The sequence below is a fragment of the Bacillus cereus genome, from assembly GCF_007678085.1.
Classification (GTDB): Bacteria; Bacillota; Bacilli; order Bacillales; family Bacillaceae_G; genus Bacillus_A; species Bacillus_A cereus_BE.
This window is the reverse complement of record NZ_VEDW01000001.1, coordinates 506714-522463: the sequence shown is the minus strand read 5'-3', so window position 1 is coordinate 522463 and position 15750 is coordinate 506714. Positions and strand designations below refer to the sequence as shown.

The following is a 15750-nucleotide window of genomic DNA, read 5'->3' as shown; positions in this document are numbered from 1 at the left end:
ATTCAATCTAGGAGGCTATTGGATGAATTCCGAACTTTTTTCATCTTATACAATTAAGGACGTTACATTAAAAAACCGTATCGTTATGTCACCTATGTGCATGTATTCATCAGAAAACGAGGATGGTCAAGTAACTAATTTCCATCTCGTTCATTACGGAACAAGAGCTGCTGGTCAAGTCGGTTTAGTTATGATTGAAGCAACCGCTGTGTTACCTGAAGGTCGAATTTCTAATAAAGATTTAGGCATTTGGGATGACAGCCTAATTGCAGGCTTACATAAAACGACAACCCTTATACATGATAACGGTGCAAAAGCTGCCATTCAACTCGCTCACGCCGGAAGAAAAGCTGAATTAGAAACGAACGCTTTCGCTCCATCAGCAATTCCGTTTAATGAAACAATGAAAATACCTGTAGAAATGAGTATACAACAAATAAAAAATACCATATTAGCTTTTCAGCAGGCTGCAATACGATCAAAACAAGCTGGATTTGACGTTATTGAAATACATGGAGCCCACGGTTACCTTATTAATGAATTTCTTTCCCCACTTTCTAATAAGCGGACTGATGAATATGGAGGTTCACCTGGAAATCGCTATCGTTTCTTACGCGAAATCATTGACTCGATAAATGAAGTTTGGAAAGGACCGTTATTTGTTCGTATTTCAGCAAACGATTATCATCCTGACGGGTTAACGGTTCAAGATTACGTTCAGTATACAAAATGGATGAACGAACAAGGTGTAGATTTAATCGATTGTAGTTCTGGTGCTGTTGTACCGGCACACATCGATGTATATCCCGGGTATCAAGTACAATATGCTAAACATATTAAAGAGCATGCTAATATTGCAACTGGGGCTGTTGGATTGATTACAACTGGGGCACAGGCAGAACAAATTTTAAATAAGAACGAAGCAGATTTAATTTTTATCGGACGTGAGTTACTTCGCAATCCTTACTTCCCAAGAATAGTCGCCAATGAACTTGGCTTTGATTTACAAGAACCTTACCAATACAAGCGAGCACCAGGGAAAATTCATACGAATAAATAAAACCGAGAATTATATGTACTACTTGAATCAAGAGGAATTAAAGAGATACTATAAGACAACGTATTTTATTTCATAATCTTATTTTTAGGTGTATCAATATTTTGCTTGATACGCCTATTTTTTATCTCCTTATTATCACTACATATAGTATTACATTGAAATAATATTATATAAACTCAGTTAACTTTAATAAATAAAACAAGCATAATCACATTCCAAAAATGCGACAGGGTTAAAAATCGTATTCCATAATCCGGAGTAACAAAAAACAATTTCTCAAATTAAATGAGAAATTGTTTTTTTATAACAGTATACTCCTTTTAATTCGTTTGTTTAGTTTGAAACTCCAGCAATTTTAAGTATCATTTACAAATAAGAACGATGCGCTGGCCATGAACCTTGAAGCTTGCGAAGTTGTACAATCTGCCCTGTATGATAAGCATCGTGCAAAAGGATGTTCATATATTGTTGCCAAACTGGTAGAGAAGGAGTTAATTGATCTAATTCTGCTTCTTGAAGGGATATTAATGCAGATTGTAAAGCATCATGCACTTGAATTGTTCGCAACACTGTTTGTTGCCAAACATCCTCATCATTTCGTCCACCTTGGACAAACGTTTCATCATTATTTTGCGGCACAACAAATGTTTCATCTTGGTGCAAACGGGCAAGTAAGCGTTCTTTAAAGACAAGTAAATGGTTTACATTTTCCCAAATCGTATTACTAGCCTTTCCTTCTGGTTGCCAGCATGCTTGTGCAGCAGTAAGATCCTTTAATGCGTCTAATAATGGTGGATACCATTCTTCTTCATAAAAAACTTGCTTAATTCCATTTTGCAACATTTCTTTTTTAGCCATTCGCATATCCTCCTTTTGCAATCCCTCAAAATATATAAAGTAGTACATGTATGACTTTTATATCTTCGGAATCCAATTCCCTTCAGATTTTACTCAAACAGATATAAAAACAGATTATTCCCACATAGAAAGTATATTCTAATGATTACTTGGCCTTAAAAACAATGGATATGTGATAGTAGTATATTTTTAAATGAGGTGAAAAATTCTTATAACACGAAATCATCCGTTAGTATAATACGACTTTAAAAATAGCATTGTAATAGATGAGGTCACTTGTCCTACAAAATCAAGAGTGTTGGAGACGTATAAAGAAAAACTTTAATCCGCGGAGGTTTTACTGCCCACAAATAGCGGGATAAAAATGGTATTTGTATTATAAATTTTCGTGAAAAAGGAGTGGGCTCCCCACTCCTTTTTCACTTTCTTATAATTGCTAAACTCTACATGTATTTACTGTTCATTCAAGATTCAAACCTTATTTTTAATACATGTCATTCTTCTCTTTTTTTATTCTATCGTTGTAATTTCATTTGAGTTATAAATATAAATACCCGTTTCTTCTCGCAATGCAGTGATATACATCCCTTTCGCCACATCTTTCGCTGAAATTGGTTTATACTTTTTGAAAGCCCCTTTAAATATAAAAGGAATGATACGAGATAACTTTTCAGCCATTCGTTCACCGAAACGAAATTCTTGTCGATTCCCTACTAATAAAGATGGCCTAAAAATATGAATACCACCAATGACTAACTTTTGTAATTCCTCTTCCATTTTCCCTTTAACTTGTGAATAAAAGAAAAACGCTTTAGGATTTGCTCCCATCGAGGACACAACAAGGAAATTTTGCACCCCTTGTTTTTCAGCTAAACAAGCAGCTCGTAACGTATATTCATAATCTACCTTTTTGAAATTCGCCTTTGTTTTTGCTTTTTTGATTGTTGTGCCTAGACAACTAAATACGTCATCTACAGCAAAAAACTCTTTATATTCCTCTAACATCGAAAAATCTACTTGCTTTTGCTGTAACTTCTCATGTTGCCATTGCATTGGTTCTCTTACAAAAATAGTAACCGAATCGTAGTAATCTGATTCAAGTAATAGACGCGTTATCTCTTGTCCAACTAAACCACTTGCACCAAGTACTAACGCTGTTCGCTTATTCATATATGCATATACCTCTTATTTTACTTTTCTCTCCTTCAGTAAAATACAACTTCTAGGAGTTTCCTTTTCTCATTTTACCACAAGTAAAGCACTATGCGTACGCATAGTGCTTTACTCACTCTTTTTTCTCATCTTTCTCTCGTAATTTTGTGACTGTTGATGCATCTCCTAAATTACTTATTAATCTTCTTAAAAAAATTAAGACTAAGGCTAATGGTAATACTACCGCTAATATCAATAAAATAGCTTCCATTAAATAACCCAAACACTCAGCCCCCTCTACAACCTCCTTTCATATATATGAACACAGCGTTGTCACATATGCATGTATTCGCAAAAATAACACATCTATATTTGACAACTTTATAACAAAATCAAATCGGAATGATTATTATTTATTGCAACTTTATAAAAGATGTATTATACTAAGTTCGCAAACTAAAACGTAATTATTCCGTTTTGTATTAAAATGATATTTTTCTTCTATAATTGGGGAAAATATATCCGTAAAAAAGAAAAGAGGAGAACTTCATGCCTAAAAGATTGACTATATTTTCATTCTTACTTATTTTCACTTTAATTTTTACTGGCTGCTCAAATAAAAAAGAAGGTAATGCCAAGAAAGACGGAAAGCTAACTGTTTATACAACTATTTTTCCTCTTGCAGACTTCGCCAAAAAAATTGGTGGCGACTATGTAACTGTTGAAGCAATTTACCCACCTGGTGCAGATTCTCATACATTTGAGCCAAGTCAAAAACAAACAGTACAAGTTGCAAAAGCCGATTTATTCGTTTATAACGGTGCTGAATTAGAACCATTTGCTGAAAAAATGGAAAAAGCATTGCAAAAAGAAAATGTTAAAATTGTAAATGCATCAAAAGGTATAGAACTACGTACTTCTACTGAAGAAGAGCATCATGATCACGGAGACGGCCATAAAGAGGATGAACATCATCATGATAAAGACCCGCACATTTGGTTAGATCCTACTTTAGCAATGAAACAGGCAGAAAAAATTAAAAATGCACTTGTAGAATTACAACCTGACCATAAACAAGAATTCGAAAAAAACTTCGCAGCACTTCAAACAAAATTTACTGATTTAGATGATCAATTTAAAGCAGCTGTTGCGAATGCAAAAACGAAAGATATTTTAGTTTCTCATGCGGCTTATGGATACTGGGAACAACGCTATGGCCTAAAACAAATTGCTATTGCTGGCATTTCAGCTTCAGATGAACCATCTCAAAAACAGCTTGCTGACATTACAAAAACAGTAAAAGAACATAATCTACAATATATTTTATTTGAAACTTTCTCTACTCCCAAAGTAGCATCTGTAATTCAAAAAGAAACGGGTACAAAGATTTTACGCTTAAATCATCTTGCTACTATTTCTGAAGATGATGCGAAGAGCAATAAAGATTACTTCACTCTAATGGAAGAAAACGTAAACACATTGAAAGAAGCTACTAATTAATCATTTTTTTAAAGAAGCTGCATATGTCATGCAGCTTCTTTTTAATTTGTTCTTACTTGACTTGACCAAAATAACAAGTAAAATTATCCATATTAGCTTTTAAGCTATATTAATTTAGAAGGTGAGTTGGAATTATGGCCCTTCACATTTGTGAAGTAACAGAAAAAAATTGGCGTTCGGTAGCTGCTTTAAACGTCGCAAAAGACCAGCAGCAATTTATTGAAAGCAATGCGTTTTCTCTAGCAGAATCATTATTCGAAGGAAACGGAACGTCAGTAGGTTTATACGATGGAGAAACACTTGTAGGATATGCAATGTACGGATGGTATTGGGAAAAACGTAAAAGCGTATGGTTAGACCGCTTTATGATTGACGAGCAATATCAAGGAAAAGGATACGCAAAACGTTTCCTTCGCCTACTCATTCAAGTCTTACAAGATAAATTTGAATGTAAAATAATTTATTTAAGTTTACATCCAGACAACAAACTCGCAATGGGATTATACGAGTCATTCGGCTTCCGCTTAAACGGAGATATTGACGACGAAGGCCCAGTTGTAGGTGTTGTAATGGAGTTACTATTAGACGAACATACAAGCCTGTAAAAACAGGCTTTTTATTATCCTTCGTTTTTTTTGCAATCTAGCATTTTCCCATAAAGTACTTAGTTAATTCAAAAAAATAAGCCTGCAATATATGCAGACTTATTTCACGCACTCCTCAAAATGTTCTTGGAACCATTCTTTATTAATATCTTTTCCGATAAATACGACTTCACTCACTCGTTCTTCGTCCTCTTGCCACTCTCTATCATATGATGCAGCAAACAGTGTATGCACACCTTGGAAAACGATACGTTTATCTACTCCATCAATCGATAAAATTCCTTTGTATCGATATAAATATTCACCTAGTTCTTGAACGACAGCTGACATCCACTCGTTTAGTTTTTGTAAATCTAACGGACGCTCTTCGCGTAGTACAAACGATTTTACACCTTCTAGATGATTATGCTCTGTATGAGGATAAATTTGTAACGTATCTTTCGTTTTAAACGTTTGAATTTGTAGTAACGATGGAATATCCACATCACAGTTAGTGGCCTCGATTAACTTTGCAGTTGGGTTAATACCTTGCAGTTCCTGCAATAGATTTTCCTTTTCACTTTCATCCACTAAATCTAATTTATTTACTAAAACGACATCAGCAAATGCAATTTGTTCCTTTGCTTCTAGTCCTTTTTCAAAATGTTTATGTATATGGTAACTATCTACTACTGTTACAACACCGTTAATTTGGTATGCAGACTGAATAACAGGATCTAAAAAGAATGTTTGAATAATCGGACCTGGATTTGCAAGACCAGTCGTTTCAATTACTAATCCATCAAAGTCCATTTTACCTTCTGCTTTTACGTCCAGTAATTGTTTTAAAGCGACGAGTAAATCTTCACGTACAGTACAACATAAACATCCATTCGTCATCTCCATAATCTCTTCTTCGACATTCATAATCAACTGATTATCAATACCAATTTGCCCGATTTCATTTACAATCACTGCTAATTTCTGACCGTGATTCTCTGATAAAATGCGATTTAATAATGTCGTTTTCCCTGATCCAAGAAAACCAGTTAATATTGTTACTGGAATCATTCCTTACATCTCCTTATAGCTATATGTTTCTACATTATAGCATATAGAGAAAATCGTTTTTGTAGCAAAACATATTTATTGTATGTATGACACTGTAACTATATAATAATATGTAGTAAGAAAGCCTTTTCAAAATATTATTCATTCATCAAGGGGGTACATATAATGGAACGAGTTCAAATGGCCGAAAAACTAGAATTTTCTCGGATTATTCAAGGTTTTTGGCGTTTAGCAGAATGGAATATGACAAAGCAAGAATTACTTACTTTTATTGAAGCTTGTATGGATATGGGGATTACTACTTTCGATCACGCTGATATTTATGGCGGTTATACGTGTGAAGGACTGTTCGGAGAAGCATTACAACTTAAGCCTTCCTTACGCGAAAATATGCAAATTGTCACAAAATGTGGAATCGCTCCCCCATCACCGAAATTTCCAGAACGATATGTTGCGCACTACAATACGAGCGCGGAACATATTATAAAAAGCGCGGAGGATTCATTACAAAACTTACATACAGACTATATTGATGTATTACTCATTCATCGACCTGATCCATACATGGATCCAAATGAAGTAGCAGAAGCGTTCTCACGCTTAAAGCAAGAAGGAAAAGTCCGTCACTTCGGTGTATCTAACTTTTTACCTTCACAGTTTAATATGTTAAGTTCCTATTTAGATTTCCCGCTCATTACAAATCAAATTGAAGTATCGGCGATGCAGCTTGAGCATTTTGAAAAAGGGACCATTGATTTATGCCAAGAAAAGCGAATCAATCCTATGATTTGGTCACCTCTTGCTGGCGGAGAAATCTTTACTGGCCAATCAGAACGTGCCGTACGTTTACGTGAAACATTACAAAAAGTCGCTACTGAACTAGGTGTTACTAGCATCGATACGGTTATGTATGCATGGTTGCTTGCTCATCCAGCTAACATGATGCCAATCGTTGGATCTGGTAAATTAGATCGTGTTAAAACAGCCGCTCTTGCTACAAAAGTTAATTTAGATCGTCAACAATGGTTTACAATTTTCGAAAGCTCTAACGGACATCCTGTACCATAATACTCAAAAAGAAGAGCTATTTCTTTACAGCTCTTCTTTTTTATATGTATTTCTAGTCATGGCAAATACACACATATCCCTTAATCCATTTCCATCTACTGCAACACTCGCACTTTCTAATGTACCTTCTAACTTAAAGCCTAATTTCTCAGGTATCGCTCTACTCTTCTTATTTAAAGAATCGCATCGAATTTCTACGCGGTTTGCTTTCAGTTCAGTGAAAGCGAACTCCATTATACCTTTTGCAGCCTCTACCATATAACCCTTTCCACTAAATCTCGAATCGATCCAGTACCCAATTTCAAATTGAGGTATATCCCAATTAATACGATGTAATCCAGCTGATGCAATAAACTCACCTGTTTCTTTCGAAAAAACTAGTAATCTTAAATCCTCACGCTGCAAAAATTGAATATGTGATTTTCTAATGCTCACTTCTACTTCTTCCTCTGTTTGCTCTTTTTGTGCAAAAACCATCCATGGTTTTAATTCTTGCATAGAAGCTACAATTGCATCATAAACAACTTTACCGTCACCAGGTTTTGGCATTCGAATAAATAGCCTATCAGTATAAAACTCAGAAGGAAAATCAAATAATAACGGATTCACTTTCAACACTCCCCATATTTCTTTTATATATAATAATATCCATCTCAAGTTACACAGTAAAGAAATTTCTGAATCTTAAACCTTTTATTCATTTACCTCTACCGCTACACGCACACCAGATTCAATGGCACCTTGAATCCATCCGTGATATAACGTTGTATGATCTCCGGCAAAGTATAGTCTCCCCTCTGGTTTTATAATCGCTGGTTGTAGCTCAGATTCTTGCCCTGCCTGAAATAGCGCAAATCCTCCAAGTGCATATGGATCCAATGTCCAACTTTTTGATATGCCAGACATGAACTCATCATATACTTGACCGCCTAATATTGTCGCTAAATTTTGTAGTGTGTAATAGATACGATCACCTTTTGATAACCCATCCCATAACAACGCATCATAAGACCATGTATAACTACCTAACATCATAGCAGGTCCTTTCTCTCCAATTCCATGACTTGGATAATACGCATAACGTATAGGAAGATCTGTAATAATTCTTCCACCTAATTGTCCTTGTTCTTCCCAAAATCGAGTTTTAAATTGAATTCCTATTTTTGTCGCTGGCATATAATGCAATTCACGGATTGCTTTCCATTTTTCATGAGATATAGAATCAAAGGGGTCTACTTCGACAAAACGCATTGTCGAAAATGGAATTGTAATAATAACTAAATCCCCTGTAATACTACTGTATTCAAAAGTTTCCTCGTTTCGATAAAAAGCTGTCACACCGTTATCATGCTGATGTAGCTTCATTAATTTTTGATTATATATAATATTTTCTTCTAATTGTGGTAAAAAGGACTTTGGTAATCTATCATTTCCTCCTACAATTTCACAAAATCCACTCTCCTCTTGCATAATATATAAAAAGCGTAACGTTTCTACAAATGACCTTTCCAAAAAACCTTCTAAATCTAATAGAACACCAATCATCTCTATTGTTACTGGCGAGAAATACGTATTATATTGATAAGGATGATACTTTAAAAATTGTCCTGTAGAATATCTCCCAAAATCCTTTACTACAATATCCCAATTTTTCTCTGGGTTCTTTTTTATAAAATTTATAATAGGCTGCACCGCTAACAATAATAGCTCCTCAGACGTTTTCCCGACTTCATTCATTTCTACAGGATACTTTAATATACTTGGATCTTTTTCATATTGTTTTAATGTCGTTTTCCGGCCATTTACGTAAATAATATCCGTTTCATTCCTATTAATAAAAGGGCTCACCTGTAGCCCAAATTTTTTGATATATGCCATCGTTAATGTGTGTGAATACGGAATTCTCATTGCCCCTACATCTAAATATAATCCGGTATCTTCCATTCTAACTGTCTCTACGCGGCCACCTACCCGGTTATTCGCTTCAAAAACCTTCACTTCATGTCCTGCAGCTTTTAATAAAGATGACGAAACCAACCCAGCCATACCGGCCCCTACTACTATAATTCGCTTCGGACGAGTCGTCTTCTTTAAACCTTTATTTATAACTTTTAACGTTTCATCCATTTCAGTGTTATACATAATATCTTTCTGCACAATTCCACCCCTTACTTCATAAAGTGAAACTATAATCAGTGGGGGATTCTTCCCCACTGATTATTAGTTGAACCAATCGGGCTTTTATGGGCAGTTAATCTCCCACCTATCTTCTTTGCTCCAGCCGAATTTTGAGGTGGGAGTTTTACCGCCCGTTAATGCGGGATAAAATGGGCATTAGTGGTTTAGTGCATTTTATTCATAAATTCCCATAAACATAACAACATGGAAAGAGGAATATTCACTAAAAGTACATAAGAGTTAGCTTTCACACCTCTTCACGCCTCGTATAATATAGCAACAGCAAAGAAGGAGTGGTTGAAAATGAAACAAACTTACGACTACCACGCTACAAAGAAGTATTTAGAAAAAAAGAAACAACAACTATGCAACAAACTTAGTAGTATGCATCTATCTAAAAAAGAGCGTGAACAACTAAAACTTGAGATTGATAACTACGATTATATTTTAAATTTAGTCGAAATGAATCATTATGAACGAGGCTTTTCTCGTTAAATATAGATAGGTGGTTTATCCACTTTTAATTTTGAGCATTTTATTACGCATTTTTCGTAAGTAAATATATAATAGGATGTACATTAAGATTGAGAGGTATATTCTATGATCAAATTAAGTGTGTTAGACCAATCCCCTATTTCAGATGGTAGTACAGCAGCACAAGCTTTTTCTCATACTGTTACACTTGCACAAGAAGTTGAAAAACTAGGATTCACACGTTTTTGGGTATCTGAGCATCATAATTCCGTCAGCCTTGCTGGTTCAAGTCCTGAAATACTTATTTCTCATATTGCAGCAAAAACGGATCGTATGAGAGTTGGTTCAGGTGGTGTTATGTTACCGCACTATAGCCCGTATAAAGTTGCTGAGAATTTCCGCGTTTTAGAAGCGCTTTATCCAAATCGTATTGACCTTGGTGTCGGCAGAGCACCTGGTGGTATGCCAATTGCAACTCGCGCACTACAAGAAGGAAAGATGGTCTCACTGGATCAATATCCAGAACAAATTGCAGATGTTGCAATGTACTTACATGATCAAGTACCAGAAAACCATCATTATGCAAACTTAAAGGCTACTCCTGTCATTCCAACATCCCCCGAGATGTGGATGCTCGGTTCTAGTGGAGAGAGTGCGATGATTGCTGCAAAACAAGGTGCTTCTTTTGCATTCGCACAGTTTATTAACGGATACGGTGGCCCTGAAGTAATGAAGGCTTATCAGGAACAATTCCAACCTTCCTATTTAGGAGACCACCCAAAATCAATCGTCTCTATTTTTGTTATTTGCGGAGAAACAAATGAAGAGGCGGAAAAAATTGCTTCTAGTTTAGATTTATCAATCTTATTACTAGAGCACGGAAAGCGAACAACTGGTACTCCTTCTATCGAAACTGCACAAAATTATTCATACAGCGCTTATGATTTATTCCGTATAAAAGAAAATCGTCAACGTATGATCGTCGGTGATCCATCTTCTGTGAAAGAACAAATCATAAACTTAAGCAAAGCGTACAATACTGATGAATTTATGATTGTTACAATTACTCATCGATTTGAAGATAAATTGAATTCTTATCGCTTACTAGCAAATGCTTTTAATTTATAAATATAAAAGGGAGATACATCAATTATGATGCATCTCCCTTTCTTACTACTTATTACTTTTGTCGTTTATATATGCAATAGCTTCTTTTAATAGCTCTTCAAAATCCTCAGGATAATCATGATTTAAATTGGGGACAACTTTATACTTATGTTCTATATTCTTATCTCTTAATAACTGTACAAATTGCTGCGTACATTCAAAACAATCTTCATCTTGATCCCCGCACACAATATATCCCTTTATATGTTTATCTTGTAGCACTTCCAATAACTCATTCCATTCTTCAATCTCTGGAAGCCACGGCGCCATAAAAATAAAACCATCTACATCTATATCTTTTTGTAAAATCGTATACAAAGCTACTCTTGCACCAGCAGAAAAACCACCAATTATTACACTTTCTACCGAATGATTTTCTTTAAACGTAACGTAATGCTCTTTTAATTCTTCTTTTCCTCTATGTATATCATCCCAAACAAACCCCTCTGAAAACTGAATTTGCGAAGACTGCGGTAAAGCTAACGTATAATCTTGTTTCAAAACAGATTTCCAATATGGTTCTACTATTCCTATATTTTCTTGATCACCGTGCATTGCAATAAATAGTTTTTCTTTTTTCTTACTTTCTATATATTTCACCTCTGCTCGTTCTGTTTTCTTCGCTAATTCTTCTCTCTCTTTACATAATTGAACCATTTTATGAAACTCTTCAAATTTATGTAGTTGTTTTAAATCATCGTCGGAAATCAAATATTCATTTCCATACCAAAAACCCTTTTCTATAATGGCTTTCTTCATTAAATGCATCGCTTCTTCTTCAAGTCCGGCAGCACCCGCTAGTGCATATTTGAAATTATATATTTGCGCCTCATTTCCCACTATGCCTTTCGCATGCTCCATTATATAGGTGTACGCTTCCAAACTTCCTTTATTTGCATAACGATTTAATGTTTCATTTAATAATTGAATGTAAGTCATACTATTTTTCATACACCCATTCCCCCGTAATCTTTTATCATATTTATTTCTCAAACCTTTATACCATTCTGTAATCACTGTATGTAACTTACGCTAACAATACTTAATCATGACTCCTATTCGTCCAATAAATTTATTATAAGGTTAATAAACTGAAAAATCTATATTTTTAAAACCAAAAAAAGACAACAATATATTTATTGTTGTTTTCCATACATCTATCCACTTTTTTGTTTTTTTCTGTCTGGTTTACTTGAAACTAAATAATGTTTTTCTGAAATATATAAGTCTCTTTTTAATATACGATTTAAATACGGTCCTAATTTCATCCCGCATATAAGACGCTCTTCACTACCTTCAACAATCGGAAACATTTCTTTTTCTGTTACGTACTGATCTACTGCTTTTTGTACGATATCAATTTCTTTAACTAGGTTTAGATTTTCTTCTGTATGTTCAAATACCTCAAGCGTTTCCTTCGTAATAAGAAAACTATTTGTTGGAAATGCAAGTAAATATGGCTTTAACAAATCATAATTTACTGTATAATCATCATTTACTAATACTGTATAAACGATATTAGCATTCTTTTCTAGAAACTTAGCCATCGCTTGTTCTAATTCATCTTTCGTAATTTCACGCTCTTCTTTTCCAGTTCTGAAAAAGCGAAACATCGCATCGCCTCCTTTTTACTATATTATAGCATAAAAGAAAACTGAAAAATTACAAAAAAAGTCATTGAAAGAATTTTTCAACGACTTTTTCTTTATATACTTATATTTATTTTAAGAACGCACTTAACATCCATACGTGTTGTTCTAATGTAGTATGAATTGCTAATAACATGTCCGCTGATGTTTCATCGCCAGCTTCGCCAGCAACTTCCATACCTTCTTTTAACTCTTGAATAAGCGCAGAGTAATCATTCACTAATGTTTGCACCATTTCTTCTGCAGACTCCTTGCTTGTCCCTTCATTCACACTAGATGTTGCAAGATATTCTTTCATTGTCGCTAGCGGTTTACCTTCCAACGCTAAAATACGTTCTGCTAATTCATCAATATTTGTTCCAGCTTCATTATAAAACTCTTCAAATTTCTCATGTAATGTAAAGAAGTGTGGTCCTGTCACATACCAGTGATAATTATGTAATTTCACATATAACACATTCCAGTTTGCTACCTGCTTGTTTAATACTTCAACAACATTTGTTTTCGTACTCATACAATCCACTCCTCTTATCATTTCATAATGTTTATCTTTTAATAGCCTAGTTACATGTTACCATACATTTCCTTTCCTTTCGAAAGATTGGCTCATATGTAACAAAGTTTTAACACCTTTAATACTTCCCTAATATCTTTTCATTCATGTATGTTTTCTACTACTTCTTACGTCTAATTGTCCAAGCTCATACATATGCATAATAGTAAAATCAAGCTCATCGTAGTAGAAAGAGGGATAACATGGACAATCAACAATGGCAAGTAGCAAAGAAAGTCGCTGCTACTTATATTGGAACAGTCGTTGGAGCTGGATTTGCTACTGGACGAGAAATTGTTGAATTTTTTACAGTGAACGGATTATATGGAACCATTGGCATATGTGTAAGCGGATTTTTTTTTATTTGGCTTGGCACAAAGATGATGTTACTTTCATCACAAATCGGTGCATTTTCAGCGCAAGAATTTAACAAATATTTATTTGGGGATGTATTTGGAAATGTTGTAAATACACTATTATTGCTCGTATTATTTGGTGTAACGAGCGTTATGTTATCAGGAGCTGGGGCGGTATTTGAAGAGCAACTTCGCTTACCAAGACAGCTTGGTATTTTCATTACAGTGATCGCCTGTCTCATTATAGGTAGTCGTGGATTACAAGGGGTTTTTGAAGTGAATACACTTGTCGTACCTATTATGATGATTTTTATTATCGGACTTGCTATTACAACTTTTTTTCACGGTACAACTCCTATTAGTAACACTATTCCTGCAGAAAGCTGGAATATGAAGTGGATTACTAGTCCTATTACATATGTCGCCTTAAATCTTTCGCTCGCCCAAAGCGTTCTCGTCCCGTTAGCCAGTGAAGTAAAAGATCGAAAGGCCATTTTATGGGGCGGTATTTTAGGGGGGGCAGGACTTTCTTTAATTTTATTATGTAGCCATTTAGCTATCTTATCAGTCGATCAATTTTATCAATATAATATCCCAATGGCTGAAGTCATAAGAAAGTTTAATGCGACTTTTCACTTTTTCTTTGTTCTTATCATTTTCGGTGAAGTGTTCACCACTTTAGTTGGCAATGTGTTCGGAATGACAAAACAAATGCAATCTATCACCGGATGGAAAAATAACAATATTATTTTCTTTATTTTACTAATTAGTTATTGCTTTAGTTACGTTGGATACAGTGAATTACTCCACATTCTATATCCTATAATCGGATGGGTCAGCATCATTTTACTTCCAATTATTGCTTTTAAACAACTTCAAAAAACATAAAAGAAGCATCCATGTTATTGGATGCTTCTTTTATGTTCATTCACAGTCATTACATACTTCCCAGTACGGCCCCATTTCGAGTGCTAAATATGGCTTTAGTTGCAAGCGAATCATCCGACTAGGCATACGTTCTAAAACGAATTGAATCCCTTCTTCCTCTTCGTCTAATTCAACTTTTGAAATCGCAATTCTTTGCATAGTAGAAATAGGCATTCCATCTTTATATAAAGTGATTTTCACCTCATCATATTCATTAAAATACAATTCAACACTCATTTGATTTTTTAACAGTTCATCAACAATTTCATATTTATCATTTTGTTCCTGGATTATATATTTCCAGCCGCCTCTACCTTCTTCTTTCGGAGCTGCTTGAAATAATGTCATCAAATCCTCGTATAGCATAAGATAACCCCTCTCTTACTAAAAAACGATGGGTATTTTATATACCCTTTATCTCTATCACTATCCATCTGTATTGTACCATATATCACCGTTCTTACCGTATTCATTTGCTTCATAATTACATGTAAACCACCTGATCCTCTTCATTATTATATGAATTGTCTCTTATTTCATTTCTTAATACTTTTTTAAGGCTTTCAAGTCATATCAAACTTAAATAAATGTATTATCCTCCACTTATTATTTGATTGCAACAACAAAAAAGAAGAGTGACTTATATCACTCTCCTTAAAAGAATTTCCCAGTAGCTGCTAACGCTAATACTAGTATTAAAATTGTAAATAATAATGATACAATGAAACTAAAAATAGGTAATGCTTTCTTTTCATTCTTCTTAAAGAGTAACTTTAAACTAAGAACGATGTTTACTGGTACAAGTATAAAATAAAAATATTTAACAATTTGCACCGAACTATTCGAAAGTGTTTTTAAAATAAACACTTCAATTAGAAAAACGATAAAAAATGAAATACTTAACCAAAATGAGACATAACTAAGCCAAGAATGTCTTTTGGTCCCCCAATAAACTCCCATAGTAATCTCCTTTATTTGTATTCTATATGATTATAATTATACACAAAGTTAACAAATACCTCTATTTTTCGACAAATATTATACAAAATATACCTTTCAATATTATAAAGATACTCTCCACCCCATTTAATTTTTCATAATAAAAACAGACTACTCCAATAGCATACTGCTATTTTGGAGATAGTCTGTCCTA

18 protein-coding genes are annotated in these 15750 nt (G+C 34.3%); 7 read left to right on the top strand and 11 right to left on the bottom strand.

Annotated features, from left to right (window positions below):
- Nucleotides 1-22 precede the first annotated feature (22 nt).
- Complete coding sequence (namA, locus tag FS742_RS02605) at nucleotides 23-1060, top strand: NADPH dehydrogenase NamA (protein ID WP_144611083.1); 1038 nt, start codon at nucleotides 23-25, stop codon at nucleotides 1058-1060.
- Between the two features lie 366 nt (nucleotides 1061-1426).
- On the opposite strand, the gene FS742_RS02600 is transcribed toward namA, so the two are convergent.
- The 3 genes from FS742_RS02600 to FS742_RS27425 all read right to left on the bottom strand — a co-directional run bounded on the left by FS742_RS02600 (nucleotide 1427) and on the right by FS742_RS27425 (nucleotide 3353).
- Nucleotides 1427-1918, bottom strand: coding sequence for a DinB family protein (locus FS742_RS02600; RefSeq protein WP_144611082.1), 492 nt, complete (start codon nucleotides 1916-1918; stop codon nucleotides 1427-1429).
- 510 nt (nucleotides 1919-2428) lie between these two features.
- Nucleotides 2429-3088 (bottom strand): oxidoreductase, encoded by a 660-nt coding sequence (locus FS742_RS02595; protein WP_144611081.1) that lies wholly within the window; start codon nucleotides 3086-3088, stop codon nucleotides 2429-2431.
- A gap of 115 nt (nucleotides 3089-3203) precedes the next feature.
- On the bottom strand, nucleotides 3204-3353 hold the full coding sequence (locus FS742_RS27425; RefSeq protein ID WP_000540925.1) for a hypothetical protein: 150 nt from the start codon (nucleotides 3351-3353) through the stop codon (nucleotides 3204-3206).
- A gap of 266 nt (nucleotides 3354-3619) precedes the next feature.
- Here FS742_RS27425 and FS742_RS02590 point away from each other — a divergent pair, with 266 nt between their 5' ends.
- Together FS742_RS02590 and FS742_RS02585 are read left to right on the top strand one after the other, a co-directional pair.
- Nucleotides 3620-4570: a metal ABC transporter substrate-binding protein gene (locus FS742_RS02590; protein ID WP_001126161.1), complete on the top strand. Its 951-nt coding sequence runs from the start codon at nucleotides 3620-3622 to the stop codon at nucleotides 4568-4570.
- Between the two features lie 134 nt (nucleotides 4571-4704).
- Nucleotides 4705-5175, top strand: coding sequence for a GNAT family N-acetyltransferase (locus tag FS742_RS02585; RefSeq protein ID WP_144611080.1), 471 nt, complete (start codon nucleotides 4705-4707; stop codon nucleotides 5173-5175).
- Between the two features lie 99 nt (nucleotides 5176-5274).
- Here the strand turns inward: FS742_RS02585 and FS742_RS02580 are convergent, their stop codons facing one another.
- Complete coding sequence (locus tag FS742_RS02580; protein ID WP_144611079.1) at nucleotides 5275-6225, bottom strand: CobW family GTP-binding protein; 951 nt, start codon at nucleotides 6223-6225, stop codon at nucleotides 5275-5277.
- Between the two features lie 165 nt (nucleotides 6226-6390).
- On the opposite strand from FS742_RS02580, the gene FS742_RS02575 reads away from it, so the two are divergent.
- A complete protein-coding gene (locus tag FS742_RS02575; RefSeq protein WP_144611078.1) occupies nucleotides 6391-7293 on the top strand; it encodes an aldo/keto reductase in 903 nt (300 codons plus the stop codon).
- A 24-nt stretch (nucleotides 7294-7317) separates the two neighbouring features.
- Here the strand turns inward: FS742_RS02575 and FS742_RS02570 are convergent, their stop codons facing one another.
- Nucleotides 7318-7902, bottom strand: a complete 585-nt coding sequence (locus FS742_RS02570; protein WP_144611077.1) for a GNAT family N-acetyltransferase — start codon at nucleotides 7900-7902, stop codon at nucleotides 7318-7320.
- Nucleotides 7903-7986: 84 nt separating this feature from the next.
- Nucleotides 7987-9450, bottom strand: a complete 1464-nt coding sequence (locus FS742_RS02565; RefSeq protein WP_144611076.1) for a flavin monoamine oxidase family protein — start codon at nucleotides 9448-9450, stop codon at nucleotides 7987-7989.
- 324 nt (nucleotides 9451-9774) lie between these two features.
- Between FS742_RS02565 and FS742_RS02555 the strand changes: the two genes are divergently transcribed.
- Nucleotides 9775-9966: a DUF3896 family protein gene (locus FS742_RS02555; protein WP_144611075.1), complete on the top strand. Its 192-nt coding sequence runs from the start codon at nucleotides 9775-9777 to the stop codon at nucleotides 9964-9966.
- A 105-nt stretch (nucleotides 9967-10071) separates the two neighbouring features.
- Nucleotides 10072-11073, top strand: a complete 1002-nt coding sequence (locus FS742_RS02550) for an LLM class flavin-dependent oxidoreductase (protein ID WP_144611074.1) — start codon at nucleotides 10072-10074, stop codon at nucleotides 11071-11073.
- Nucleotides 11074-11118: 45 nt separating this feature from the next.
- Here FS742_RS02550 and FS742_RS02545 read toward each other — a convergent pair whose 3' ends face one another.
- The 3 genes from FS742_RS02545 to FS742_RS02535 form a co-directional block, all read right to left on the bottom strand.
- Nucleotides 11119-12063: an alpha/beta hydrolase gene (locus tag FS742_RS02545; RefSeq protein ID WP_144611073.1), complete on the bottom strand. Its 945-nt coding sequence runs from the start codon at nucleotides 12061-12063 to the stop codon at nucleotides 11119-11121.
- 206 nt (nucleotides 12064-12269) lie between these two features.
- On the bottom strand, nucleotides 12270-12725 hold the full coding sequence (locus tag FS742_RS02540) for a DUF3939 domain-containing protein (RefSeq protein ID WP_098102941.1): 456 nt from the start codon (nucleotides 12723-12725) through the stop codon (nucleotides 12270-12272).
- A 106-nt stretch (nucleotides 12726-12831) separates the two neighbouring features.
- Entirely contained in the window at nucleotides 12832-13275 is a 444-nt protein-coding gene (locus tag FS742_RS02535; protein WP_000105194.1) for a Dps family protein, read from the bottom strand.
- 242 nt (nucleotides 13276-13517) lie between these two features.
- On the opposite strand from FS742_RS02535, the gene FS742_RS02530 reads away from it, so the two are divergent.
- On the top strand, nucleotides 13518-14558 hold the full coding sequence (locus tag FS742_RS02530; protein WP_144611072.1) for a YkvI family membrane protein: 1041 nt from the start codon (nucleotides 13518-13520) through the stop codon (nucleotides 14556-14558).
- A 36-nt stretch (nucleotides 14559-14594) separates the two neighbouring features.
- On the opposite strand, the gene FS742_RS02525 is transcribed toward FS742_RS02530, so the two are convergent.
- Together FS742_RS02525 and FS742_RS02520 are read right to left on the bottom strand one after the other, a co-directional pair.
- Nucleotides 14595-14963, bottom strand: coding sequence for a DUF3979 family protein (locus FS742_RS02525; RefSeq protein ID WP_144611071.1), 369 nt, complete (start codon nucleotides 14961-14963; stop codon nucleotides 14595-14597).
- A 288-nt stretch (nucleotides 14964-15251) separates the two neighbouring features.
- Nucleotides 15252-15557, bottom strand: coding sequence for a hypothetical protein (locus FS742_RS02520; RefSeq protein WP_144611070.1), 306 nt, complete (start codon nucleotides 15555-15557; stop codon nucleotides 15252-15254).
- Between the last annotated feature and the right edge of the window lie 193 nt (nucleotides 15558-15750).